The following is a 24,286-nucleotide window of genomic DNA, read 5'->3' as shown; positions in this document are numbered from 1 at the left end:
CCGGAGAAGTCCGCATCTCTTCTCCAGAGATCTCTACTTTAGGCGAGTAAATCTTCATAATTGGTGATCTCGAATGGACTCCTCGGAGAGAAAGCCAGACCATGCCCGATATCTCCCCCGTACGGGCGGGGGATCCCGAACGCGTGGACGGGTACCAGGGTCGTGGGACGGCTCGGGGAGGAGCAGCGCACCAGGGGCTTCGTGATCGTGGACGTGGTCTCGCGCACCGCCCGCGTCACCCGGGTGCCGGGCGACGACCACCGCTCCGACTACGTCTGGGGCCCCGGCTCGGCCTCGGTCGTCCACTCCGGGCCGGACGAGGCGGTCCGCTTCTACCGCCCGGACGGCACGCCGCTGCGGACGGTCCCGCCGCCGAGCTGAGCGAGATCGGCCTCTACTGCACGTTCAAGTGAGCCGGCCCGTACCGCACACTCAGGTGATGGGTTCCGGCGCGGTCCGGCCGCCCCTCGCCTCGTGGACCTCGCGCAGCAGCGCGGCCGCCGCCGCGCTCGTCGGGTCGCCCGTCACGGTGACGGTCTCCCATGCCGGTACGGCCCCGGCGAGCCCGACGAAGCGCACCCGGTCGGTCTTGACCGCGAAGGACCGCGGCACGAGCGCGACGCCGAGCCCGAAGGTCACCAGGTCGAGCAGCGAGTGCACGTCGTTCACCTCCAGCGAGACGCGGCGCTCGACGCCCGCGGCGGCGAACACGTCGTCGGCCAGGTCCCGGGTGCCCCAGTCCGGCTGGAAGTCCACGAACCGCTCCGCCCCCAGCTCCGGAAGCTCGACCTTCTCTCTGGAGGCGAACGGGTGATCGGGCGCGCAGGCGAGGACGAGCGGCTCGTCCGCGAGCGGCCCGACCACGACGTCGTCGGGGCAGCGGGCCGGGCGGGAGACGAACGCCAGGTCCAGCCGCCCGGTGCGCACCTGCTCGATCAGCTCGCCGGATCCCCCCTGGCGCAACCGGATCTCCAGGCCGGGGTACGCGGCCAGGAAGCGGGCGAGCACGGCCGGCAGGTGCACCGCGTGCAGGCACTGTAGCGAGCCGATGGCCAGGCTGCCGCGGAGCAGGCCCCGCACCGCCGCGACGGCGTCCCTGGCCGCGTCGGTCGCCGACAGCGCCCGCCGGGCCTCGACCAGCAGCGCCCTCCCGGCGGGGGTGAGCTCGACCTGCCGGGTGCTGCGCAGGAACAGCGAGGCGCCCAGCTCGCGCTCCAGCGAGCGGATCGAGGCCGACAGGCCGGACTGGGCGACGCGCAGCCGGTTCGCCGCGCGGGTGAAGTGGCACTCCTCGGCGACGGCGACGAAGTACTCCAGTTGCCGTAGTTCCACGTATTCATCACCTGGACCGCTGAAAGGCATCGGTTTCTTCTATTGGACAGCTTAATCGGGGGCAGGAGAGGGTGAAGGCCGTACCAACCGATCTCCGAGGAGGAACTCCCATGCAGACACGCCGAATCGGCGACGTCCAGGTCAGCGCGATCGGCCTCGGCGGCATGCCGATGTCGATCGAGGGACGCCCCGACGAGCAGCGTTCGGTCGCGGCGATCCACGCCGCGCTGGAGGCGGGCGTGACGCTGATCGACACCGCCGACGCCTACCACGTGGGCGCGGACGAGGTCGGCCACAACGAGTCCCTGATCGCCCGCGCGGTGGCCTCCTACGGCGGCGACACGTCCGATGTGCTGATCGCCACGAAGGGCGGCCACGTGCGCCCCGGCGACGGCTCGTGGACCCTGGACGGCTCGCCCGACCACCTGAGGAGGGCCTGCGACGCGTCGCTCGCCCGCCTCGGCGTCGAGGCCGTCGGGCTCTACCAGTTCCACCGCCCCGACCCGAAGGTCCCGTACGCGGAGTCGGTCGGGGCGATCCGCGACCTGCTCGACGCGGGCAAGATCCGTTTCGCGGGCGTCTCGAACGCCGATCCCGACCAGATCCGGCTGGCCAACGAGATCCTCGGCGGGCGGCTGGTGAGCGTGCAGAACCAGTTCTCGCCGTCGTTCCGCTCCAGCGAGCCCGAGCTGGAGCTGTGCGCGGAGCTGGGCATCGCGTTCCTGCCGTGGAGCCCGCTGGGCGGGATCTCGCAGGCCGGTGAGCTGGGCTCGCGGTTCGCCGTGTTCGCGGACGTCGCCCGGGCCCACGGGGTGAGCCCGCAGCGGGTGTGCCTGGCGTGGATGCTCGCCAAGGCGCCGGTGGTGATCCCGATTCCGGGCTCCTCGCGTCCGGAGACCATCCGCGACTCGGTCGGCGCGGTCGACGTGAAGCTGTCGGCCGAGGAGCTGGCCCGCCTCGACGCGGCCTGATCCCCACACGGCCTGATCCCGGCATGGTCTGATCCCGGCATGGTCTGATCCCGGCACGGCCTGACCTCGCGCGCCCCGACCTCGACGCGACCTGAGGAGGCGCGCCCGGCCTCGACGCGATCCGATCCCGGCGCGACCTATCTCGGCACGGCCTGATCTCGGCACGGCCTGATCTCGGCACGGCCTGCCCCTGACGCGGGGCGGCCTGAGGAGGCGCGCTCCGGCCGTACCGGCACCGCTTCGGTGCCGGTACGGCCGACCGCTCGCGCGGAGGGTGTCTAGGGCCTGTTTCATAAGTTGATCACAGCCACTCGTTGATGGCGGCGATGGTCACGGTAGCCTCGTACCGGACGGCGAGCTTGTCGTGCCTGGTCGCGACGGCTCGGTGGCGTTTGAGCCGGTTGATGCCGCATTCCACGGCATGACGCTCCCGGTAGTCGCTCTTACAGAACTTGGGTGGCCGGCCGCCACGGCCGCCCCGGTTCTTGCGGTGGCGGATCTGGTCGGTCTTCTCCGGGATCGTGCAGCTGATACCGCGTCTACGCGGGTAGGCGCGGTTGACGTGGGAGCCGTACGCCTTATCGGCACGTACCTTGTCGGGGCGTTTGCGCGGGTGTCCCGATCCGAGCCGAGGCGCGCTGATTCGCTCCAGCACGGACTGGAACTGCGGAGAGTCTCCACGTCGACCAGCGGTGATGATCAGCGACAACAGCTTCTGGCCTGCTCGACGGCCAGGTGCAGCTTGGTGGTCAGCCCGCCCCGGGAGCGGCCCAGCCCGTGATCGGCGGGTTCGGCAGCGCGAGCAGGTCATCCTCGACGTGGACATGGGCCAGCTGAACGACGACGCCGTCGCCACATTCATGCTCACCGCCAGGAAGAAGGCCGACTTCCTCGGCCTGACCGTCGTCACCGGCAACACCCGGGTCGAGGAGGGCACCGCCCACGCCCTGCGCCAGCTCGAACTCATCGGCTGCGTGGACATCCCCGTCGTCCCCGGCGCCGGTGAACCTCTCGTGCCCGGCCGCCTCGACGGGCTCAAGGGCGAGAACCACCTGTACGGCAAGGCCCCCTGGACCGGCGCCTGGGAAGGCTCGCGTCCCAAGTCCCACTGGGACGTCGAGGCGTACGGCGGAGCCCGCCCCCGGCCCCGCCGCCGACTTCATCGCCGACCAGGTCAAGAAGAACCCCGGCAAGGTCCCCCTCTTCGTCCTGGGCCCCGCCACCGACATCGCGCTTGCCGTCAAGACCCACCCGGAGATCGTCCCCCTGGTCAAGGAGGTCATCTACATGGGCGGGGCCTTCGATACCCCGGGCAACGTCACCCCGGGCGCCGAGTTCAACCGGTGGTTCGACCCCGAGGCCGCCAAGATCGTCCTTCGCACGCCCTTCAAGAAGCAGATCATCGTCCCCCACGACGTCGCACTCAAGGTCGCCTACGGCCGCGCCCAGTACGACCGCGTCGTCACCGGAGCCGAGACCCCGATCAAGAAGATGTTCAAGGACGTCCAGCGCGGCCAGGGCACCTTCGTCCGGGACGCCATCGCCGCCGGAGTCTTCCTGGACCGCACGCTCGTCAAGCGGTCGGAGGAGCGATACATCGACCCCGGCATGGGACCCGACTACGGCCGTTCCCTCGGCTACAACCTGGGCGAATCCAAGGCGCCCGGCAACCCGGCCGGCACGCGGAAGGCCACGATCGTCTTCGAGGTCGACACCAAGCGCTTCTGGGACCTCTACGTGGACACAATGCGCAACCAGTGAGATTTGGGTACGGGGGTACTCAGGCGCCGGACCGGCCCACGACGGACGATGCTCTTCTGGCAGCGCTCCAGGGGAGGACATCATGGGCTTAAGAACGAAAGCCGGCCTGTCATTCGCGGCGATGCTGGCGCTGTTCCTGGCCTCCATACCGCTCATCGCCACTCCTGCGGCGGCGGCGCCTCCCGGCATCAAGATCATCTTCGAGATCGAGTACCTCTTCCAGGTCGAGGACCCGGACAGCGGAGGGGTGGGCGACGGCGACTACTTCCCCAGGGTGAAGATCGCCGATGGCCCGCTGGTGACGGGCCCCCGCATCGAGGACGACGAGTTCGAGCCCCGCGGCCTGCCCGAGGCACCCGGCGGCTGGACCTTCACCTACGAGAACTGGCCCGGCGACAAGCCCACCGTGGACATCACGGTCGCGATGTGGGACTACGACAGCGATTTCAACACCAACTCCGACCGGATGGACATCAGCCCCAACAACGAGGACTGGGAGCTGAACCTCACCTACGACCTGCGCTCGGGCACACTCTCGGGCGACCAGCTCGTCTTCGGCACCCCGTGCGTCTGGTCCGACGGCCGGACGGCCAAGGGCCAGTCCTGCATCCAGGGCGACGGCGACCATGGCATCCCCCGCAACAACGACGGCCGGATCACCAAGATCGGTATCACCGCCAGCGCCGAGATGCCGGACACCGACCTCGACGGCATCCCGGACCTCATCGAGCTGTCCGGCATCAGGAACGCGGCCGGTGACGTGCTCGTCGATCTGCCCGCGCTCGGCGCCGACCCGTGCCGCAAGACGGTCATCCTGCAGCTCGACTACATGGAGGACACCGCCCCCGCCACCAGGCACTCGCACGAGCCCAAGGCGGGCGCGATCACCCTGGTCAAGAACGCCCTGGAGGACGCGCCCATCGCGGCCACGAGTCCCTGCCCCTACCCGGGGACGCGTCAGGACGGCATCGACTTCATCTACCGGGAGGGCGCGCAACTGGCCGAACAGGCCCAGCTGGGCCTGAACACCAATGACTTCCGCAACGCGCGCACCGCCAACTTCCCGGCCGAGCTCGCCCCCTACGCGCACTACGGGATCTTCGCGCACCGCCTGCTGAACGCCTTCGGAACCTCCGGCCAGTGCTGCGAACCCGTCCGTGACAACAACAAGGACTTCATCGTCACTCTCGGTGACTGGCGGACCATGTGCGTGGCCGACTTCACCGCCGACTACGGCGGCGACGGCATGCTGCAGACGACCGCGGCCGGAGACGACGTCACCACCGGAACCCAGATCCACGTCGGCAACAACCGCAGGTGCGACACCACCAGCGCCCACACGACGGACGTGCAGGTGCTCACCCGGGGCACGGGCGATGTCGACGCCAATGTCGGCACCGACCAGGACCAGGCCGGCACCATCCTGCACGAGCTCTTCCACGCCATGGCCCTGCGGCACGGCGGCAACGAGAACGTCAACCACAAGCCCAACTACCTCAGCGTCATGAACTACTTCTTCCAGACGGGCATCCCCAACAGCGCGCCGCCGCTGCTGGTCGACGAGTTCCGCGACTGGAAGGTGGGCGCGGTGCGGCTGGACCTGTCCGACGGCGGGCTGCCCCAACTGGTCGAAGGCGGGCTGAACGAGACAGCGGGCATCAGCGACGGCACGGACTGGACGTTCTGGTGGGCCCCCAACGTCGCCAACCCGGGCGGCGACCCCGTGATCCGAGCCGGCGCCGGCAACGGGCCGCTCAACTGGAACGACAACCGCACGGCCGGCACCAACGTCCCGATCATCGACACGACGAACCAGCCGGTGAACATCAACGACGCGGGCGGCCTGACCACGCTCACGGACCACAACGACTGGCCCGCGATCAGGTTCAGGGCACAGTCCCCCGACCGCGTCGGCTGGGCCTGTAGCGTCTGGCCCGCGGGCGCGCCCGCCTGCGGAGGCGCCGGGGGTGACGTGGAGCCGGAACTGACCTTCGACACCGCGATCCGGCAGGAGATGTCCTTCTTCAACCTCTACAACCCCGACCTGGCCATCGACAAGGCCGTCGACAAGGCCGACGCCGAGCCCGGCGACACCCTCACCTATCAGGTCAAGCTGGACAACATCGGCACAGGCGCAGCGACCCAGACAAGCGTGAAGGACACCCCGCCGACCGGCGACGTCCAGACGCGTCAGGTCGGGCAGCTCGGCGCAGGCGGCACGAAGACCGAGGCATTCACCTATGAGATCCCCTGCGACACCGAGGACGCGAAGGTCCTGACCAACAAGGCCGAGGTGACCGCGAAGGACCTCGCCGGTGGAGCCGAGGCCAACACGGCGAACAACTCCGCGACCGCCTCGACCAAGGTCCACGCGCCCAAGCTCACCCTGGACAAGCGCGCGACCGCCACGGTCAACGCGGGCGAGGCGATCACGGTCGACCTGAAGGTCGCCAACGTCGGCAGCGGCAAGGCCACCGGCGTCGTCCTGACCGACACGCTCCCCAAGGGGGTCTACTACAGCCAGGCCCTCGACCAGGGCACGGGCCCCAAGCCCACCGGGGTCACCCGCAACGCCGACGGGACGACGACGCTGACGTGGTCGCTGGGCGAGCTGGCCGCGAGCGGTGACCAGTCGGTGCAGTTCACGGCCAGGCCCAGCCTGCTGTTCGTCGCCGGGGACAAGCTGACCGACCACGCCTCCGTGGCGTACGGCAACGCCAACGGCTGCACCTACGAGCCGGTGGCCGCATCGGCCACCACGACGATCACCGAGGTCACACCGACCCGTGACCCGCGCTCGCACGGCTACTGGAAGACCCACCCCCAGGCCCGCACAGCCGAGTTGCCGGCCCGGGTCCAGGCCACCTACCAGCGGTTCGACAGCTCCGCGAACGGGGCGCTCGACAACACCGAGGCCGACGCGGTGCTCTCGGCCGGCGGTCCACAGCCTGGTCCCGCCAGATTCCAGCTGCTGGCGACTCTGTTCGACCTGGCCGCGCGGCAGATCAACGCCTCGACGAAGATCGACAGCAAGCTCACCCGCGCGCTCGGGACGACCACGGTCGGACAGGCCGTCCGGTACGGCTTCGCCACGCTGGACCTGCCGGTCAACAGCTCGACGGCCCAGCGCTACGCCGACACCACCGCCCTGCTCGACGAGATCGTCAACAACAGGAGCGAGGTCTACTAGGCCTGTTTCAGAAGTGGATCATATGAATGATCCACTTCTGAAATGGTCTCCGGGTGAGTCGCGGGGATCTGACCACCGCGCAGTGGGCGGCCCTGGAGCCGTTGCCGACGGTCGGCAAGAAGTCGGGCAGGCCGCCGACGTGGACGAAACGGCAGCTCATCGATGGGATCCGGTGGCGCACGCGCACTGGTGCCCCGTGGCGGGACGTGCCCACCCGTATGGCGAGTGGGAGACGGTGTACGGGCCGTCCCGCTGACAGCGGGACGGCACCTGGGCGCGTGCGCCACCGAGCCGTCGCGACCAGGTACGACAAGCTCGCCGTCCGGTACGAGGCTACCGTGACCATCGCCGCCATCAACGAGTGGCTGTGATCAACTTATGAAACAGACCCTAGGAGGAGTAGACCTCGAACGAGGAGAGCTGCCCGGCGGGCCAGCCGGTGTTGCCGGTGATGTTCACCCGCACGTACCTCTTCGTCGTCGCCGGGAAGGTGACGGTCGCGGTGTTGCCGGTGGCCGGGTTGAAGGTGAGGCCCCGCGACGACACGAGGGTGTCGAAGGTCGTGCCGTCGGACGAGCCGAGCACCGACAGCGTCTGGGTGCGCGTGCCCCAGGCGCTGGACGGCGGCAGCTTCAGCACCACGCGCCCGACGGTGGCCTGCGCGCAGAGGTCAACGGTGATCGACTGGGGGAAGGCGTTGTTGGCGCTCTCCCAGTAGGTGCTCGCGTTGCCGTCGACGGCGTTGGCCGCCACGTAGTTCTGCGTGGTGCTGCTCGCGGTGATCGACTTGCTCCGGGCCAGGTCGCCGGTGCCCGGAGAGCACCCGGGCGGGGGCCCGGTCGTCGCGGTCACCGTGCCGGAGGGCGGCGAGGTGTTCTGCGCGGCGTCCCTGGCGACCACGTAGAAGCTGTAGGAGGTCGACGGCGTGAGGCCGGTGACGGTGAACGACGTCCCGGCGGTGCTCCCCACCCTGACGTCGGTGGCGCCCGCCTCACGGTAGACGTCGTAGCCGGTCACCCCGACGTTGTCGGTGGCCGCGGTCCAGCCCACCGTGATGCTCGTGCTGGACGCCGGGACGGCGCGCGCGGCGCCCGGCGCGGTCGGGGGCTGGGTGTCCCGCGTGCCGCCGCCCCGGCGGGTCTCGAACTCCGTCGCCCAGTACTTCGTCCGGTCCAGGTACGCGGTCTCCGCCGCGGCGCCCGTCCTGCCGTACGCGCCGTCGAACGTCTGGTAGCCGAACCCGGCGGGCGGGGTGGAGTCGGCGGGCTCGATGGAACTGCCCTCGTGCCACTCGTTGAACGAGGTGATGGAGACCCAGGTCGGCAGGCCGCCCTTGGCCGGGTCGAGGGCGTTGGACCACTCCAGGTCGTAGGTGGCGCCGTTGGCGCGGCCGAGGGTCGGGGTGGTGTTGCCGGGCACCGCGCGGTCGTCGATGTAGCCGGGGGCCACCGAGGGCGCCCAGATCAGGTTGTTCTGCTTGGCGTACGCGCTCGCGTCGGCCCAGCCGGGGGCGGTGGCGCCGGCGATCCCGTCGTAGGTGTACATGCCGGAGAAGTGCGCGATCTTCGACGTGTCGGTGGTCTGGGCGAGCACGATGTTGCCCGCGGTGACCTGGTCGAGCACGGCCCAGTCGGTGATCCTCAGGCTCTCGAACACGTAGAACGCCGCCCGGTTGCCGTGCTCGGCGTCACGGTAGAAGGCCGGGTGGGAGCCGTAGCGGGTGTTGATGTAGCGGATGTCCTCGACGGTGGAGGCCGCCGTGCGCCCGCCGTACGGTTCCAGGTGCCAGGCGACCTTGACGCCGTACCGCGCGGCGGCGTCCATCACCCCCTGGGTGAGCCTGTCCTCGAAGCTGTCGCGACCCCACCAGCTGTAGACGATGACGCCGACCCCGGCCTGCTTGATCCACTGCATGTGCCTGGTGACGGCGCCCGCGTAGTCGCCCGAGTCGTAGGCGCCCAGGCTGGGATACAGGTCGGCGCCCACGTCGTCGGGCGGGGTGTGGCCGCCCTGCTGCCAGTGCCGCCAGTCACCGCTCGTCTGGGGGTTGCCGTACCAGGAGTAGTAGAACAGGTGAACGTTGGAGGACTGCTCGGGGACGGCCGCGCCGCGCGCCGGGAGCGGCGCCTGGGCTCCGGCCCAGCACAGGGCGGCCAGCAGGAGCGCGAGGACGATCTGGGCACGTCGTCCGGTGTGGCGTAAGCGGCTGACAGATTGGTCGGATGTCTTCATCGGCTGACCCTTCGTCACGCGGGGCCGGATCGCCGCGGCCGGCGGGGCGTGCGGTCACCGCGATCCAGCCAGGTGGGGGGCGGAGAGGCTACCGCCGTCACCGGGTGGATCGGCGAACGGCGCTGTGCACACCATAAGATGGCGGCCAGATGTCCGCAATGTTTCTACTTCTTTTCGCAAAAATATGCCTGCCACACGGCTTTGAGTGATAGATCGACCGACAGAGACCGACAGGCGGCTGGTCCAGCCCCGTGAGCGGACACCCCTCATGGAACGGTCCGATGTTTCGCTTCCCAAGACCCCTGGAGCCCGAGCACCGCGCGAGCCCGCGGCCAGGAGGTTCGAAAACCTGCACAAATCCCCCAAAGAGGCGCTGCGATCATGAATTGCTTTGACCGGCAACCAGGAATTGGCCATATTTACGCAATGATTTATTTACGTAACCTCGCGGGAGCGGCCCTCGCGGCCGTTCTGCTGGCCGGCTCCGTCGCGGCTCCCGCGGCCGCCTCGACCCGGGAAACCGTCACCGCCTCCTCGACCGAGGCCGCCGCCCGACCGGGCAACGGAAGGATCCTCTACGACCGCATCAGCGGTGGGCGGGGCACGCTGAAGGTCAAGAACGGCAGCGGCAGGGACGCCGTCGTCACGCTGGTCCGTGGCAGGTCCAAGGCGATCAGCATCTACGTCCGCGCCCGGTCGACGGCCTCCGTCCGCGACGTCAGGGACGGCACCTACACGATCTTCTTCACCTCCGGCTACCGGTTCAGCACCTCCCGGGGCAGGTTCACCGGCGCGCCCTCCTACCAGCGCTTCACCAGCAAGCTGAGGTTCACCACGACCGCGACCAGCTCGACCATCTGGACCCTGACCCTCAACCCGGTCCGGGGCGGAAACGCCCGGACGACCGGCGTCAACCCGAACGACTTCCCTGCCTGATCAAGTCTGGTCAGCTCTGATCGGGCCTGACCTACCCTGATCCGACCGGGTATGGCGGAGTCAGGTGAAGTCAGGCAGGGTCCAGCCTCATCCCTCCCCCTCCCCCTCCCCCCGTACGCCCACCGTCACGGCAACCCCCGCAGTGTCGCCGGAAGATTCGCCGGGCCGCCTTTCCCCGCCGGGAAAGGCGGCCCGGCGGCCGTTCGGCGGCGTGACGGGGCGGTCGCGCCCTTCGCGAGAGCTCTCGCGGCGGAGGCTCTCCGCTCCCAGCGAAGGACACGACGGCGAGCCAGGCGCCGCAGCACACCGTCGCGGGACGTACCTTGAACTGCACGGGTTGTTGTATCTGACCAGACCTGGGGAAGGTGTGAACGCCATGGAAGCCGCCACCGTGGAAGGCACCGTTGAGGTTGTCGAGGTTGAGGAAGAAGAGCTGGTCCTGACCGACGACGACGAGGCGCCCGCAGCCCTGGAGGCGACCGTCGGGGCGAGCACCGACCCGGTCAAGGACTATCTCAAGCAGATCGGCAGGATCCCCCTGCTCAACGCCGAGCAGGAGGTCGAGCTCGCCAGGCGCATCGAGGCCGGGCTGTTCGCCGCCGAGCGTCTCAACGACGGCGACCGGCTCCAGCCCGACGTGCGCGCGGAGCTCGAATGGCTCGCCGAAGACGGCCACCGGGCCAAGAACCACCTGCTGGAGGCCAACCTGCGCCTGGTGGTGTCGCTGGCCAAGCGCCACACCGGCAGGGGCATGCTGTTCCTGGACCTGATCCAGGAGGGCAACCTGGGGCTGATCCGCGCCGTGGAGAAGTTCGACTACACCAAGGGCTTCAAGTTCTCCACGTACGCCACCTGGTGGATCAAGCAGGCGATCACCCGGGCGCTCGCCGACCAGGCCCGCACCATCCGCATCCCCGTGCACATGGTCGAAGTGATCAACAAGCTGGCGCGCGTGCACCGGCAGATGACGACCGACCTGGGCCGCGAGCCCACCCCCGAGGAGCTGGCCGTGGAGCTGGAGATGACCCCGGAGCGGGTCGTCGAGGTCCAGGGGTACGGACGAGAGCCGATCTCCCTGCACAGCCCGCTGGGCACCGAGGGCGACAGCGAGTTCGGCGACCTCATCGAGGACTCCGAGGCGATCACCCCCGAGGACGCGGTCGCCTCCGCGCTGCTGCAGGAGCAGCTGCACACGATCCTGGAGGCGCTGTCCGAGCGTGAGGCCGGGGTGGTGGCGATGCGGTTCGGGCTCGGCGACGGCCGGCCCAAGACGCTGGAGGAGATCGGACGCGCCTACGGGGTGACCCGCGAGCGCATCCGGCAGATCGAGTCCAAGACCATGACGAAGCTGCGCCACCCCTCGCGATCGCGGGCCCTGCGCGACTATCTGACCTGATCGGTTTCCCGGCCCCGCCGGAACCGACCCGATCGCCGTCACCGTCCACGCCGATCGCCGTCGCCATCGCCGTCCAGGCCGGTCGCCGTCGGGACCGGCCTGAGGGTGCCGTTCGCCGGGGGCGGCCCCGGTGCCGCTCAGCCGGCCATACGCGCGATGAGAGCGCCGACCGTCTCCTCCAGCCCGGACGGCGGCCGGTCCAGCAGGCGCGCGAGGTCGGGGCCGGTCTCGGCGAGGGCCCCGGCGCGTACCGCCGGGAACACGCCTCCCAGCCAACCGGCCTCCGCGTCGGTGATCTCCCGATGCTCGACGAGCCTGCCCAGCACGCGGGTGAGGACCTCGGCGAGCTCCGGGTAGGTCCAGAGCGGACCGCGCAACTCGTAGGTCGCGTTCTCGTGCCCGGAGCCGGTGAGGGCCGCGCTCGCCGCCAGCGCCAGGTCACGGAACCTCGCGGTGTTGAGCGGCCTCCCGCCGGTGGAGGAGGTGATCTCACCGCTCTGCCCCGCCTGGGCCAGCGCGACTCCCAGGAACGCCTCGGAGTAGAGGGCGTTGCGCAGCACGGTGTAGGCGGGCCCCGCCTCGCGGAGCGCCTTCTCCGTCGCCGTGTGGTCGGCGATGGGGCCTTGGCCGTCCTCCGCGCCCGCGCCGCTGGTGTAGACGACGCGGCGCACCCCCGCCCGGGTGGCGGCGTCGATGACGGTGCGGTGCTGCCGCACGCGGACACCGGGCGTCAGGTCCGACCCGGACACCAGGAGCAGGACGTCGACCCCCGCGAGCGCGGCGTCGACGGACGCGGCGTCGTCGTGATCGCAGTGCCGCACCTCGACGCCCCGGCCCGGCAGGTCACCCGCCTTCTCCGGGGTGCGGGCGAGCGCGACGAGATCACGGGGAGGAACCCTGGTGAGCAGGTCCTCGACGACGAGACGTCCGAGGTTGCCCGTGACACCGGTCACAGCGATCCTGGTCAACGGCGTTCATCTCCTCTTCCACGGCATCCTGCGGCCTTCCCGCAGCCTTCCTGTGGTTTCCCGCCGACTCCGCGACGGCTCCGTGCCTGCTCAGCACCTGTTCAGTGCTGTTCAGCGCGAGCGGGCCGTCGCCGACGGCGGGAAGATGCCCGGGGAGCGTACCGGTGCGAGCGCACCGGTCGCCTCAGATTTAATTCTCGCCACCACGGGGCCCTCTGCCCCGGCCCCGCCACAGGGCCACGCCCCGACGAGCACGCGGACGAACTGGGCGTTCGAAACTCGACACACGCGTGCGGCGGCCGCCACGGCCCGCGTCAGCCACCACGACTCGTGTCACGGCCTGCGCGCGACGAGTATCTCGGTGACGACCTTCTCCCGCCACTCCCCCGACGGGTTCGCCGCGGCCAGTGCCTCACGCACCGCCTCCGTGAACGCGGGCAGGCGCTCACCGAGCCGCGCGGGCGAGGAGTAGGAGAACGACAGCTGCAAGCCCACGATGTCGTCGACGGACTGCCGGGCCGTACGGGTGAAACACCGGGACTCCAGCCGGTGGAACGCCGACCCGCGCAGCACCTCGTCGTGGTGCCGACCGCTCTGGGCGTACTCCTCGCTGTTCGCCCGCCACTCCAGTCCGAACGTCTGCCGTACGGCCTGCACCACCGGCTCCCAGGGCGGATCGACCGGGTCGGTGGTGGGGCCGGCGAGGACGACCGCGCCGTGCGCGGGGAGCAGGTCGTCGAAGTGACGGAGCAGCCGGTCGCGCTCCATCCAGTGGAAGGAACGGCCCATCACGACGTGGTCGATCGGGCCGAGGGACAACTCCCCGAGCGTCGACGAGTCGCCTCGCAGCCAGCGGATGCCGGGCGTGCCCCACCGGGCCCCCTCGGCGAGCATCTCCTCGCTGGGGTCCACGGCCAGGATCTCCCCGGCCCGGGCCGCGAGGGGGATCGCCAGCGTGCCCGGCCCGCACCCGAGGTCCAGCACCCGTGCCCGGTCGTCGAGGTCCAGCACGTCCGCGATGTATTCGATGATCTCTGCTTCGTAACCGTGCCGGTAGCGCGCGTAGTAGGTGGCGGCACCCGCGAACAGTTCGCTCCGAGAGATCATGCGAACCAGTCTAGACACGCTTTTCCGGAAGCCGGAGACCTGCGGCCGGGCCCGTGAAGGCACCCCGAACGGCGGAGGACGCTCTCCGCCACGCGCTTTCCGGAACACCGGGACACCGGGAACGCCGGGCCACCGGGAACGCCACGGCCCGTTCAGGACAGGTGGGAAACCACGTCCCGTCCAGAACACGGGGAAGGCCGGGACACCGGGAAGACCTGAACGGAACACCAAGAAGACCGTGTCCCGTTCAGGGGGTCCGGGAACCTGAGGAAACGGCCTTGCCGAGTCCCCAGGCGACGAGGCCGGTGATCGCTCCGACGATGACACCGGTGAAGACACTGCTGATCACGGCGAAGAGGCGCAGGATGACGGACTGCGCGGCCGGGTCGAGGCCGCTCAGGTTTCCACCGAGTGAGGGCGGGGCGCCGCCGAAGGCGGAGTCCCACAGCACCTGATGTCCCACCGCCAGGAGGATGCCGTAGAACAGCCCCGTGACGAGGAGGGTGAGGAAGGGGTTGGGCACCCGTTTCCACAGGACGACCGCGATCCAGATGATCGGGGGCACGAAGACGAACAGGGCGTTCACGAACGTACCCTCGTGGATGAGGTCCAGGTCGTGGAGCACGACCCGGGGCGCCGCGAGAAGGGCGAGTCCGATCACGGCGGTCACGGGCAGCCCCAGGACCTGGCGCCTCGGGACGAGTGGTTGACGCGGCCGGGGGTTTGGAGAGGTCATGGCCTCACGCTAGGAAGCGTCACGGACGCGGCGCATCCGTGTCCGGTCTCGACCCGGGTACGTCGAGAGGCGACTCCCGGCGTCACCTCTCGCGGGACTCGGAGCGACGGAACGGCGTCATAGGGTGAATTCATGATCGAGGAGCGGGCGCGAAGAAGACTCCCACCGTGGGCGGTGGACGCCCTGATCGGTGCGGGCGTCACCCTCGTCGTGTCGATCGTCATCTCCGCCGACCAGGGAGGACGGCAGGGCCCGGACGCGATCGCCCATCTGTGGGCCGTGGGGCTGGGCGCGCTGATGCTCGCCCGGCGACGCCATCCGGTGACCGTGCTCGCCGTCACCGCCCTGGGGCTGTTCGCCTACTACGCCGCCGGATATCCGGCCGTCGGGATCGCCGTCCCCGTCACCGCGGCGCTGTTCTCGGCGGCCGAGTCCGGGCGTCTCGTCCACGCCGTCGTCACCGCCACCGTCGTGGTCGTGGTCTCGGTGTTCTTCCGCCTGATCGAGGGACAGGATTTCTCGTTCGTCGTCGGCTACGAACTGGCCGGGCACATCCTGCTCATGGGCGCGGCGATCGCGCTGGGAGACAGTCTGAGATCGCGGCGGAACGCGCAGGCGGGAGCGAGACGGATCGCCGAGCTCACCGCCCAGCGGTACCGGCAGGAGGCGGGAGCCCGGCTGCACGCCGAACGCCTGGCCATCGCCCGGGATCTGCACGACTCGATCGGCCACACGACCTCCGTCATCTCCCTGCACGCCGACGTCGCCCGCGAGTCGCTCGGCCACGACGAGTCGCAGACCCGGGCGGCTCTCGATCTGATCAAGGCCACCACCACCCGCACGATGAGCGAGCTGCGCAGGACCGTCGCCCTGCTCCGCACCCCGGACGAGGACGCGAGGTCGGTCGTCTCGTTGTCGAGCGTCGGCACACTCCGCGAGACGGCCGCGGCCGCGGGAATCGAGATCGACATCGAGATGCGCGTCACCACCGAACTTCCCGCGACGGTGGACGCCTCCGCGTTCAGGATCGTCCAGGAGGCGGTCACCAACATCGTCAAGCACTCCCACGGCACCCGTGCCCGTATCACCGCGTTCGACGACGGAGCGGTCCTGCGCCTGTCCGTCGTCGACGACGGCCCCGAGCAGTCCCGTGACGGCAACGCCCCAGGCCACGGTGTCGGCCTGGGATACGAAGCCGGTCAGGAACAGGGCCTCGGCCCGGAACACGACATCGGCCAGGGACACGGCCTCGCCGGGATGCGCGAGCGGGCCGAGAGCCTCGGCGGCACCCTGACGGCCGGGCGCGAGCCCGCGGGATTCGCGGTCCGGGCCGTTCTCCCGCTGGAGCCGCGGGAACCGCTGGAACCATCGGAGCCGCAGGAGTCGCTGAAGCCGCTGAAGCCGCTGGGGCAGGCGTCATGATCGGCGTGGTCATCGTCGACGATCAGGAGCTCGTGCGCGCGGGACTGCGAACGCTCCTCGAGAACGATCCGGGCATCACCGTCGTCGGTGAGGCCTCGGAGGGACGTGCCGCGCTCTCCCGCGTCCGGGAGCTCCACCCGGACGTGGTGCTCATGGACATCCGCATGCCCGGCATGGACGGGCTCGAAGCGACCGCGGCCATCCGCGCCGACGAATCGCTGGCGGGCTCGCGGGTGCTGATCCTGACCACGTTCGACGACGAGGAGGACATCGTCGAGGCCGTCACCCTGGGAGCCGCCGGGTACCTTCTCAAGGACACTCCGTCGGAGGACCTCCGCAAGGCGGTGCGTACGGCCGCGGGAGGCGGGAACGTGCTCTCCCCCGCGATCGCCCGGCGCGTCATGGAACGTCTCGCCCGGACCCCGAGACCGCCCGAGCCGGACCCCCGGCTGGCCACCCTGACCGAGCGGGAACTCGCCGTCCTGGCCCGCATCGGTCACGCCGAGACCAACGACAGGATCGCCGCCGCGCTCTTCATCAGCCCGGCCACCGTACGCACCTACGTCAGCCGGATCCTGACCAAGCTCGACGCGCGGGACCGTACGGCGCTGGCCGTCATCGCTCACCGCTCCGGGCTCGCCACCGGCGAGGACCCCCGCCGGTAGCGGCCCGCCCGCCGATGGCCGAGGACTTCTCGCCGCTCCCGGCCCGAGCGCGCGCCTCTCCCCTGTCCCCGCCCCCGGTAAGACCCCCTGTCTCGGGCCCCACGAGGGCCCCTTGTCACGGCCTCGGCGAAGGCCCCCCGCCCCACCCCTCGCCAAGGTCCCCTCTCCCAACGCTGGGGAGATCCCAGCCTTGAAGAGACGAGATCTTCGCGCACCCTAGTGAGGGACATGCAGGCCACGCTCGAAGAAGCTCTCCAGCACCATGATGGTTCGCGTCCCGGACACCCCCTCGATCTCGAAGATCCTGCGCAGCACCTCCTGCAGTTCCCGGGTGCTCGCCGTACGCACCTTGACCAGCAGTGACGCCGGGCCCGCGATGACGTGCGCCTCCTCGATCTCGGGAATCGCCAGCAGCGCCTCGCCCGACGCGCCCATCCACGCCTCCCCCTCCACGAGCACGAACGACAACACGCCCCTGCCCGCGGCGATGGGATCGACCTCGATGGTCGTCCGCCGGATCAGCCCCCGTTCGCGCAGTTTGCGCACCCGCTCATGCGCGGCGCCACTCGACAGCCCCACCGCGGCGCCGAGCGCGGAGTAAGGCTGACCCGCATCGGCCTGAAGGAGGCTGACCAACATCTTGTCAATCTTATCCATAGCCGTATCATATTCTGTGATCAAGGAGGATTGCATGACGGAAACCATCCCGGCGGAGTTCGAGACGCTCGACGAGCGGTTCGCCGACGTCGGAGGCGACGAGCGGATCGAGCGGATTCACCATGGTTGCCGGTGGGCCGAAGGCCCCACCTACGTCCCGGCGGGCCGCTATCTGCTGTGGAGCGACATCCCCAACGACAGGATGCTCCGGTGGGACGAGCTGACCGGAAACGTGGGCCCCTTCCGCGCCCCCGCGGGCTACACCAACGGTCACACCCTCGACCGGCAGGGCCGGCTGGTCTCCTGCGAGCACGGCGGCCGGAGGGTGACCCGCACCGAGCACGACGGCTCCATCACCGTCCTCGCCGACCGCTGGCAGGGCAAGCGCCTCAACAGCCCCAACGACGTGGTGGTGAGGTCGGACGACTCCGTCTGGTTCACCGACCCCAGGTACGGCATCACCAGCGACTACGAGGGCCACCGCGCGGAGAGCGAGATCGGTGCCGACCAGGTCTACCGTCTCGACCCCGCCACCGGGGAGGTCACGGTGGTGGCAGACGACTTCGTCCGCCCCAACGGCCTGGCCTTCTCACCCGACGAGTCCCTGCTCTACGTCGCCGACACCCGCCGCGGGCATCTACGGGTCTTCGACGTACGCGGCGCCTCGCTGGAGAACGGCAGGATCCTCGCGGAATGCTCGGCGGGCGGCCTCGACGGCATCAGGCTCGACACCACCGGCCGGATCTGGGCGGCGACGCACGAGGGGGTGCACTGCTTCGCCCCGGACGGCACCTTGATCGGCAGGCTCAGGCTTCCCGAGAAGACCTCCAACCTGGTCTTCGGCGGCCTCAAGCGCAACTGGCTGTTCATGACGGCCTCCAGCTCCGTCTACGCGATCATGACCAACGTCCGCGGGGCGTGACCTTCCGGGGCGGGACGGCGGTCAGCTCGCGGACGCGGACGGCACCTCGGGAAGCCTCGCCGAGGCGGTGTCGCGGGCCTGCTGGAAGATCACCGAGGTACGGGACCCGGCGACCACGCGGCGTTCGCCGAGCCGGTCCAGGAGGTCGGTGGTCGCGGGGATCGGCGGTCACGGGGATCAGGCCAGGGCCGGGGACCGGGCTCCGTCCCACGCCCGGTCCCCGAGGCGCCGCCCCGCGTTCCCGGTTCAGGCCGATCCGCGGACCCCGCGTCGTCGACCACGGCCACGCGAGTCCCACTCCAACGTGGCGGGGCCTCCTCGATCAGACCCTGTCGGGATGTCGTCATCGCCGGTCGGCCTGGCGGAGCATCGCGTCTGTTTCGGGGTCGGGCATGAGCTCCCGGACCTCCTGCGCACAGCGGCAGGCGACGGCGATCTTGGCAGCCCACGCCAGCGCCTCCTCGCGTGAGGCCACGTCGACGACCGAGAACCCGCCGATGACCTCCTTGGTCTCCGGGTAGGGGCCGTCGGTGACCATCCCGTCCGTGGCCACGACGCTCGCCCTCTGCCTTTCCAGCCCGGCGCCGAACACCCACACGCCGGCGTTCACGGCCTCCTGGACCACCGCGTGCGAGGCCTTGCCCACATCGGGCATGTCCTCGTCGGGGATGTGGTCCATCGCGCCGTCGTTGAACGAGATCAGGTACTGCGTCATCCCATCACTCCCTTGTACCGGCGGTCGTCTCCGGCCGCCTCTCACCTGTTCTACGAACGACTCGTCCCGGATTCGACATCATGCCGGAGGATTTCTCATGGGACCTCCGCCGCCCGGCGCGTGTGGGTGTCATGCCGTCCCTGTTCGCCGGGACCATCGCCGCCGCCACCGGCCGCGGGCTTCTCGCGCCCGCGAGGACGGCCCGTCGAACAGCCCGGCGCCGACGCCCCAAGCCGCCGGGCGAGGAGGGCGGCGATCGGGTCCCCCGGCACGCGGGCGTCGTTCACGGCCGGGACGACGATGACCCCCGCGGCCCGCGCCTTCGGCACGGAGGCGCGGAAGGCGCCGAAAGCGCCGAAGAGACCGGGACCAGGCCGTGCCCGGCGAGCATCCGCTGGAGTTCGCCGGCTTTCCGGACACCGCGGCCGGCATCGCGCGGCGCGCGGGCGTTCGCGCGCACCATCCGCCCTCGAAGACGGTGGAACCCTCACCCAAGGGCGCGGGCCAGGGACTCGGCTCTGCGGTGGTCGTACGGTGCGGCGAGGCGTTCGGCGGTCGCCATCGCCTGCTCGGCCGCCCTCCTGGCCCGCTTTCGCCCGCCCAGGTCGGTCAGGATCAGCGCGAGGGCCCAGCCGATCCGGGCGGCGGCGCCGGGGTTGCGGGCGGCGTACCGGGAGAGGTGCCCGAGCAGGCGGGGGGCCACGGTCCGGTCCTGCCCCGCGTCCCCGAGCAGCTCGGCGAGGCCGGTCCAGCACTCCAGCATGCCGGGCTGCACCGTCGGCAGCCGTTCGGCCAGCGTCAGCGCCTCGGCCAGCGCCGCGGGCGCCCGCGCCGGGTCCAGGCGGGCCGCAATGGTGAGCAGGCGCAACTCCTGGATCGTCCGGCTCGCCGGGCTGTCGCGCAGGCCGATCTCCTTCGCGTGCGTACGCCGCCGCTCGTGCGAGGCGCGGGCGGCCGCCAGCAGCTCCCGGATCCGCTCCACCGGCACCCCGTCCAGGCGCAACAGCGCTTCGGCCCGGCCGGTCAGGCACCAGTGGCGGCCGATGTCGTCCCCGCCCACCCGCGCGACCGCCAGCTCCTCCGTCTCGGCGTACGCGGTGGCCGCCGCGGCGAACTCGCCCTGCCACAGTGCGGTCTCGGCGAGCATGCCGGCGCAGTTCTCGGCCACCCGCGGGTCGATCGTCCGCGACCGTCCCTCCGTGAACGACCGCCTGGCGTCCTCGAAACGGCCCGCGTGCAGCAGGTCGATCCCGCGGGCCAGCCGGGCCCGGTGCACGGCCTCGGCCGGGTGGTCGATGCGGGAGAGCGCCTGGTCGGCGAGGCCGCCGTAGCGGGTGGCGATCCGGTGGCGACCGGCGAGGCGGGCGATGGCGGCGAAGTTCGCGTAGGACTCGGCACGCAGGGCGGGGTTGGTCCCGCGGTCGGCGGCGTTGAGCTGACGCAGCGAGGTCACCAGCATCAGGGGGAGGTCCCGCTGGTGGTAGGCGAGCCGGGCGAGCAAGGTCAGCGCCTGCGCGGCCTCGTCCGTACGGGGTGCCGGGAGGAGACGGCGGACGGCCGTGATCGGCAGGAGGCGGTGGGCGGCCTGGCGGGTGGCGGCGGTCAGCAGGGCGGCCGCGAGTCGGGCGGGGGTGGTGGGGATCGGCTCGCCGAGCGTGTCGAGGGCGGCGCGGGCCAGGCGGGTGGCGGCGCGTTCCCTGGCGAGCTGGTGGGAGCTCACCGCGGCCATCCGGAGCAGGCGGGCCCGCAGGCGCGGGTCCCGCGGAGGGCGGTCGAGGTGCTCGCGGACGATCGCCACGGACTCCTCGTACAGGCGCAGTCGCAGGCACAACGTCCAGTAGTGGTCCAGGAAGCGCGGGTGTCCGGACGCCCGCCAGGCCAGGCGGATGTTGTCCATCTCGGCGCCGAGCACGCGGACGACCTCGGCGTCCGAGCCGTCCTGGAGCGCGGTGGCGTGCCGGTCGAGGAGACGGGCGTAGTGGCGGGCGTGCCGTTCGCGTACCCCCGGGTCCTCCAAGTGGGCGGCGGCGAGCTGCTGGATGACGGGGTGGAGGGTGTACCGGCCGGCCGGGGTGAGCCGCAGCATGCTGTGGTCGACCAGGTGGACCAGCGCCTCGGGGCCGGTCGCGGCGACCTCCAGGGCCGCGCGCAGGGTGCAGCCGCCGCCGAACACCGACAACGCCGCCAGCGCCGCCCGCCCAGCCGGGTCGAGCAGCCGCCAGGACGTCTCGAAGACCGTACGCATGCTCGCGTGCCTGGGCCGTGCGGCGGGCCCGGCCGTGCAGAGCAGCCCGGTGTCCACGCCGAGACGTTCGGCCAGGTCGGCGCACGGCACGGCACGCAGCAGGCCGGCCGCCAGCTCGATCGCCAACGGCAGCCCGCCGGTCGCGGCGCAGATCGCGGCCACCAGCGGGGCCTCGCGCTCGGGGTCGAACTCCGGCCGGGCCCTGAGCGCCCGCGCGGCGAACAACGCCTCGGCGGCCGGCTCGGCGAGCCCCTCCACCGGGACGATCACCTGTCCGGGCACGTCCAGCCGCCGCCGGCTGGTCGCCAGCACCCGCAGGCCCGGCGCCACCCGCAGGATCTCCGCGATCACCCCGTCGAAGGACGGCAGGTGTTCGAGATTGTCGAGCACCAGCAGCGTCGAGCGGTCGGCGAGGGCGGCGAGCAGCAGTTCGGCGGCGGGCCGCGGCGGCGAGAGGTCCACGCCGAGCCGGCGCGCGAGCGTCGTCACGGCCGCGTCCGCCCGCACCCCGGCAAAAGACACGAACGCCACATCCGCCGAGCAGGGGGACGCGGCGTCGTGCTCACCGGTGCCGGTGGAGGAGAGGGGCGCGGCGTCGTGCTCACCGGTCCCCGTGGCGGAGAGGAGCGCGGCGTCCCGGCCCCCGGCCTCCGCCGCGGCGATGGCCAGCCGGGTCTTGCCGATGCCGCCCGGTCCCGACAGGGTGACCAGGCGTTCCCGGGACAGCAGGGCACGTAGGCGGCGAATGTCGGACTCGCGGCCGACCAGTTCCGACCCGGGGACCGGCAGGGCGGCCCGGCGGGCGGTCGCGGGCCGGGGCGTGAGGTCCCGGCGGAGCGCGCGGGTCTCGGGTGCGGGGTCGACGCCCAGCTCGCGCGCCAGCCGCAGGCGCAGCTCCTCGTAGCAGGCCAGTGCCGCGGCCCGGTTCCCGCTCCCGGCCAGGGAGGCGATCAGCACCCGATGGGCCTCCTCGTCGTACGGGTCCAGCTCCGTCACGATCCTGGCCAGCCGTACGACGTGTTCGGAGGCGGCGGGCCCGGGGCGGACGAGCAGATCGCGCAGCACCAGCCGGGCCCGCCGCCGCTCGCACTCCAGCCACCCGGCGAACGCGGGCGCGTCCCCGAAGGAGAGGCCGTCGAGGAACTCCCCGCGCCACAACCGGAGCGCCCCCGCCACCGTCGGGTCCCGGGTGAGCTGCCAGTAGTCCACGAAGCAGCCGTCGTCGGCGCGGAAGCCGACGTGGTCGCGGGTGATGTCGAGCCGGCCGCCCACGTCCTTGCGCAGCTCCGACAGCGCCAGTCGCAGACTGCCCCTGGCGTTGGCGTCGGGACGCTCGCCCCACAGCAGCCCCGCGAGCTCGGCCCGCGAGCGCGCCCCCGGCGTGGTGGCGAGATAGCAGAGGAGTGCCCGTGTCTTGGCCGAACGGATCCGCACCGGCCTTCCCCCGACAGCCAGCTCGGGCGGGCCGAGCAGCAGCAGGCTGAAGGAATCTGCCATACGAGGACGGTAGACGCGGGCCTGCCGCCCGGCTGTGTCGGAAGACGCGCGAATCGTGTGCCCTACGCCGTTGACCTGGGATCTCACGATGTGCTCACGCCGCCTCCGCGACTCTGACGCAGCGTTTCGCGACGGTCGCGAAACGTCAGCGTCTCCAGGAGGAGCAGCATGCATTCTCGTAAGGTGATCGCCGCACTCGCCCTGGCCGGAGGTCTGGTGGCGCCGATGGCGTTGGCCGCGACCCCGGCGGCCGCCATGGCGGGCTCGTGCCGCGTGGAACTGTACGACATCGACGCCGGCAACGTGGCCGACCGGGACGGCCAGGACGAGCTCCGGTTCCTGGTCGGCGGGAACCTGTTCCCCCGGATCAACGCCAACTACTTCGGCATGAACGCCGGTGACGACGGGGATCCCGGCGACTTCGAGGGCCCGACCTCGATCATCCTGAACACCCAGGACGTGGACTTCGAGCTGCGCGAGACCGACGGCCCGGTCTGGGGACAGGGCGACCGGCTCGGCACGGTGACCGCCACCGGCAACACGTGCGCCGGGCTCGCCACGGGCGCCACCAGGATCATCACAAGGACCCTCACCGGGAACGAGCAGACGGCGTACTCGTACGTGGTCAGCCTTGAGATGACCGCTCTGTAACCGCCCTCGGGGCCGAGGCCGCGCTGCCGCCGCGGGGCAGCGCGGCAAGGTCGTCGGCGGGGCCATGCCCCCGCCGGCTGCCGCGCCCTTTCGGGTACGCCGTCCGGTCGGCCGATGCCGCCCGACCCCTCGGAGAGCGCCACCGACCAGCGCGGACCCCAGGGTTCCAACGACCGACGATCAGGCCTGAGGCCTGTTTCCGTCGTGTTCCGCCGACACCCCCACCTGAGCGGCCAGCCGCTCCAGGCTGTCGGCGAGCGCCCGGTCGACCGCGTCGCCCGGCGGGACGTGCGCCTCGTCGAAGAAGGACAGGTGGATCGTCACCTCGCTCTCGGCGTCGCCGATCCCGGCCACCTGGAGCCAGCCGGCGTAGCTGCCGTCGTCGCGGGTGCCCCACTCCATCCGGAGCTGGTCGCGCTCGGTGCGCAGCAGCGCGCGGAAGTCCTGCCCGGCGCCCCGCCCGTCGGCGTCCTCGTGCACCGTCACCGCGGGCAGATCTCCCGGCCGCACGTGCAGGTCGTGCGGGAGCCAATCGTCGAGGTTGTCCAGGTCGCCCGCCCGGTCGAACACCACCTCCGGCGGCGCGGCGATCGTACGGGAACGCTCGTATTCACTCATCTCGATCCCTCCGGTGTGGAGACCCCGGCCTCGGCCCGGGGAGAGTGCCGACCGGTCGTGGACGTCGATCGACGACCTACCCCGCCCCGCGAGATCCATCCATGAAACGCCAGGTCAAACCGCGTTCCGAGTGCTCGCGGCCGGAGCCTTCACCGGGATCGCCCGCCGGGGACCCGCGGTGCCTCCGGCGGGAACGGCGCGGAACCGAACGGTGCCGGGTGTCGTTGTGCGAGGAGCATCGAGATCCCGGGAGGAGTACCGGGAT

Annotated in this window: 19 protein-coding genes and 3 pseudogenes; 12 read left to right on the top strand and 10 right to left on the bottom strand. The window is 71.0% G+C overall.

Going from position 1 to position 24,286, the window contains the following annotated elements; translation table 11 throughout:
- Positions 1–162 precede the first annotated feature (162 nt).
- Positions 163–381, top strand: a complete 219-nt coding sequence (locus tag ACFFRH_RS39345) for a hypothetical protein (protein ID WP_386162646.1) — start codon at positions 163–165, stop codon at positions 379–381.
- 51 nt (positions 382–432) lie between these two features.
- Here the strand turns inward: ACFFRH_RS39345 and ACFFRH_RS39340 are convergent, their stop codons facing one another.
- Positions 433–1,332: a LysR family transcriptional regulator gene (locus ACFFRH_RS39340; protein ID WP_386162643.1), complete on the bottom strand. Its 900-nt coding sequence runs from the start codon at positions 1,330–1,332 to the stop codon at positions 433–435.
- A 110-nt stretch (positions 1,333–1,442) separates the two neighbouring features.
- Here ACFFRH_RS39340 and ACFFRH_RS39335 point away from each other — a divergent pair, with 110 nt between their 5' ends.
- The gene (locus tag ACFFRH_RS39335) at positions 1,443–2,303 is read left to right on the top strand and encodes an aldo/keto reductase (protein WP_386162640.1); all 861 of its coding nucleotides are present in this window, start codon (positions 1,443–1,445) and stop codon (positions 2,301–2,303) included.
- A 301-nt stretch (positions 2,304–2,604) separates the two neighbouring features.
- Here ACFFRH_RS39335 and ACFFRH_RS39330 read toward each other — a convergent pair whose 3' ends face one another.
- Positions 2,605–3,114, bottom strand: coding sequence for a transposase (locus tag ACFFRH_RS39330; protein WP_386162703.1), 510 nt, complete (start codon positions 3,112–3,114; stop codon positions 2,605–2,607).
- On the opposite strand from ACFFRH_RS39330, the pseudogene ACFFRH_RS39325 reads away from it, so the two are divergent.
- The 4 genes and pseudogenes from ACFFRH_RS39325 to ACFFRH_RS39310 form a co-directional block, all read left to right on the top strand.
- Positions 2,999–3,292: pseudogene (locus ACFFRH_RS39325) on the top strand (nucleoside hydrolase); the annotation flags it as partial. The gene ACFFRH_RS39330 and the pseudogene ACFFRH_RS39325 overlap by 116 nt on opposite strands.
- Positions 3,293–3,305: 13 nt before the next feature.
- Positions 3,306–4,064, top strand: coding sequence for a nucleoside hydrolase (locus ACFFRH_RS39320; RefSeq protein WP_386162637.1), 759 nt, complete (start codon positions 3,306–3,308; stop codon positions 4,062–4,064).
- Between the two features lie 82 nt (positions 4,065–4,146).
- A complete protein-coding gene (locus ACFFRH_RS39315) occupies positions 4,147–7,254 on the top strand; it encodes a CARDB domain-containing protein (protein ID WP_386162634.1) in 3,108 nt (1,035 codons plus the stop codon).
- 53 nt (positions 7,255–7,307) lie between these two features.
- Positions 7,308–7,490 (top strand): annotated as a pseudogene (locus ACFFRH_RS39310) (transposase); the annotation flags it as partial.
- A 154-nt stretch (positions 7,491–7,644) separates the two neighbouring features.
- Here the strand turns inward: ACFFRH_RS39310 and ACFFRH_RS39305 are convergent.
- On the bottom strand, positions 7,645–9,486 hold the full coding sequence (locus ACFFRH_RS39305) for a discoidin domain-containing protein (RefSeq protein ID WP_386162631.1): 1,842 nt from the start codon (positions 9,484–9,486) through the stop codon (positions 7,645–7,647).
- Positions 9,487–9,912: 426 nt separating this feature from the next.
- Here ACFFRH_RS39305 and ACFFRH_RS39300 point away from each other — a divergent pair, with 426 nt between their 5' ends.
- Positions 9,913–10,422, top strand: coding sequence for a hypothetical protein (locus ACFFRH_RS39300; protein ID WP_386162628.1), 510 nt, complete (start codon positions 9,913–9,915; stop codon positions 10,420–10,422).
- Positions 10,423–10,849: 427 nt separating this feature from the next.
- A pseudogene (locus ACFFRH_RS39295) lies at positions 10,850–11,818 on the top strand (RNA polymerase sigma factor); the annotation flags it as partial.
- Between the two features lie 137 nt (positions 11,819–11,955).
- Here ACFFRH_RS39295 and ACFFRH_RS39290 read toward each other — a convergent pair.
- The 3 genes from ACFFRH_RS39290 to ACFFRH_RS39280 all read right to left on the bottom strand — a co-directional run bounded on the left by ACFFRH_RS39290 (position 11,956) and on the right by ACFFRH_RS39280 (position 14,629).
- Positions 11,956–12,786, bottom strand: coding sequence for an NAD(P)H-binding protein (locus tag ACFFRH_RS39290; protein WP_386162625.1), 831 nt, complete (start codon positions 12,784–12,786; stop codon positions 11,956–11,958).
- A 333-nt stretch (positions 12,787–13,119) separates the two neighbouring features.
- Entirely contained in the window at positions 13,120–13,893 is a 774-nt protein-coding gene (locus tag ACFFRH_RS39285) for a class I SAM-dependent methyltransferase (RefSeq protein WP_386162622.1), read from the bottom strand.
- Positions 13,894–14,140: 247 nt separating this feature from the next.
- Positions 14,141–14,629 carry a hypothetical protein gene (locus ACFFRH_RS39280; protein WP_386162620.1) on the bottom strand — a complete coding sequence of 163 codons (489 nt, stop codon included), beginning with the start codon at positions 14,627–14,629 and terminating at the stop codon, positions 14,141–14,143.
- Between the two features lie 132 nt (positions 14,630–14,761).
- On the opposite strand from ACFFRH_RS39280, the gene ACFFRH_RS39275 reads away from it, so the two are divergent.
- Together ACFFRH_RS39275 and ACFFRH_RS39270 are read left to right on the top strand one after the other, a co-directional pair.
- The gene (locus ACFFRH_RS39275; RefSeq protein ID WP_386162617.1) at positions 14,762–16,051 is read left to right on the top strand and encodes a sensor histidine kinase; all 1,290 of its coding nucleotides are present in this window, start codon (positions 14,762–14,764) and stop codon (positions 16,049–16,051) included.
- A complete protein-coding gene (locus ACFFRH_RS39270; RefSeq protein ID WP_386162615.1) occupies positions 16,048–16,716 on the top strand; it encodes a response regulator in 669 nt (222 codons plus the stop codon). The genes ACFFRH_RS39275 and ACFFRH_RS39270 overlap by 4 nt, the downstream gene beginning before the upstream one ends.
- 216 nt (positions 16,717–16,932) lie before the next feature.
- Here the strand turns inward: ACFFRH_RS39270 and ACFFRH_RS39265 are convergent, their stop codons facing one another.
- A complete protein-coding gene (locus ACFFRH_RS39265; protein WP_386162613.1) occupies positions 16,933–17,373 on the bottom strand; it encodes an Lrp/AsnC family transcriptional regulator in 441 nt (146 codons plus the stop codon).
- 34 nt (positions 17,374–17,407) lie between these two features.
- On the opposite strand from ACFFRH_RS39265, the gene ACFFRH_RS39260 reads away from it, so the two are divergent.
- Positions 17,408–18,295 carry an SMP-30/gluconolactonase/LRE family protein gene (locus ACFFRH_RS39260; protein ID WP_386162610.1) on the top strand — a complete coding sequence of 296 codons (888 nt, stop codon included), beginning with the start codon at positions 17,408–17,410 and terminating at the stop codon, positions 18,293–18,295.
- 343 nt (positions 18,296–18,638) lie between these two features.
- Here the strand turns inward: ACFFRH_RS39260 and ACFFRH_RS39255 are convergent, their stop codons facing one another.
- Together ACFFRH_RS39255 and ACFFRH_RS39250 are read right to left on the bottom strand one after the other, a co-directional pair.
- Positions 18,639–19,010, bottom strand: a complete 372-nt coding sequence (locus ACFFRH_RS39255) for a YciI family protein (protein ID WP_344749355.1) — start codon at positions 19,008–19,010, stop codon at positions 18,639–18,641.
- 487 nt (positions 19,011–19,497) lie between these two features.
- Positions 19,498–22,752 carry an ATP-binding protein gene (locus tag ACFFRH_RS39250; protein WP_344749354.1) on the bottom strand — a complete coding sequence of 1,085 codons (3,255 nt, stop codon included), beginning with the start codon at positions 22,750–22,752 and terminating at the stop codon, positions 19,498–19,500.
- Positions 22,753–22,920: 168 nt separating this feature from the next.
- Between ACFFRH_RS39250 and ACFFRH_RS39245 the strand changes: the two genes are divergently transcribed.
- The gene (locus ACFFRH_RS39245) at positions 22,921–23,403 is read left to right on the top strand and encodes a hypothetical protein (protein WP_344749353.1); all 483 of its coding nucleotides are present in this window, start codon (positions 22,921–22,923) and stop codon (positions 23,401–23,403) included.
- Positions 23,404–23,583: 180 nt separating this feature from the next.
- On the opposite strand, the gene ACFFRH_RS39240 is transcribed toward ACFFRH_RS39245, so the two are convergent.
- Positions 23,584–24,021 (bottom strand): SRPBCC family protein, encoded by a 438-nt coding sequence (locus ACFFRH_RS39240; RefSeq protein WP_344749351.1) that lies wholly within the window; start codon positions 24,019–24,021, stop codon positions 23,584–23,586.
- Positions 24,022–24,286 lie beyond the last annotated feature (265 nt).

The organism is Streptosporangium vulgare, assembly GCF_042428775.1.
GTDB lineage: Bacteria > Actinomycetota > Actinomycetes > Streptosporangiales > Streptosporangiaceae > Streptosporangium > Streptosporangium vulgare.
Note: the sequence above shows the minus strand (reverse complement) of the source record. Positions and strands in the feature narration are given on the sequence as shown.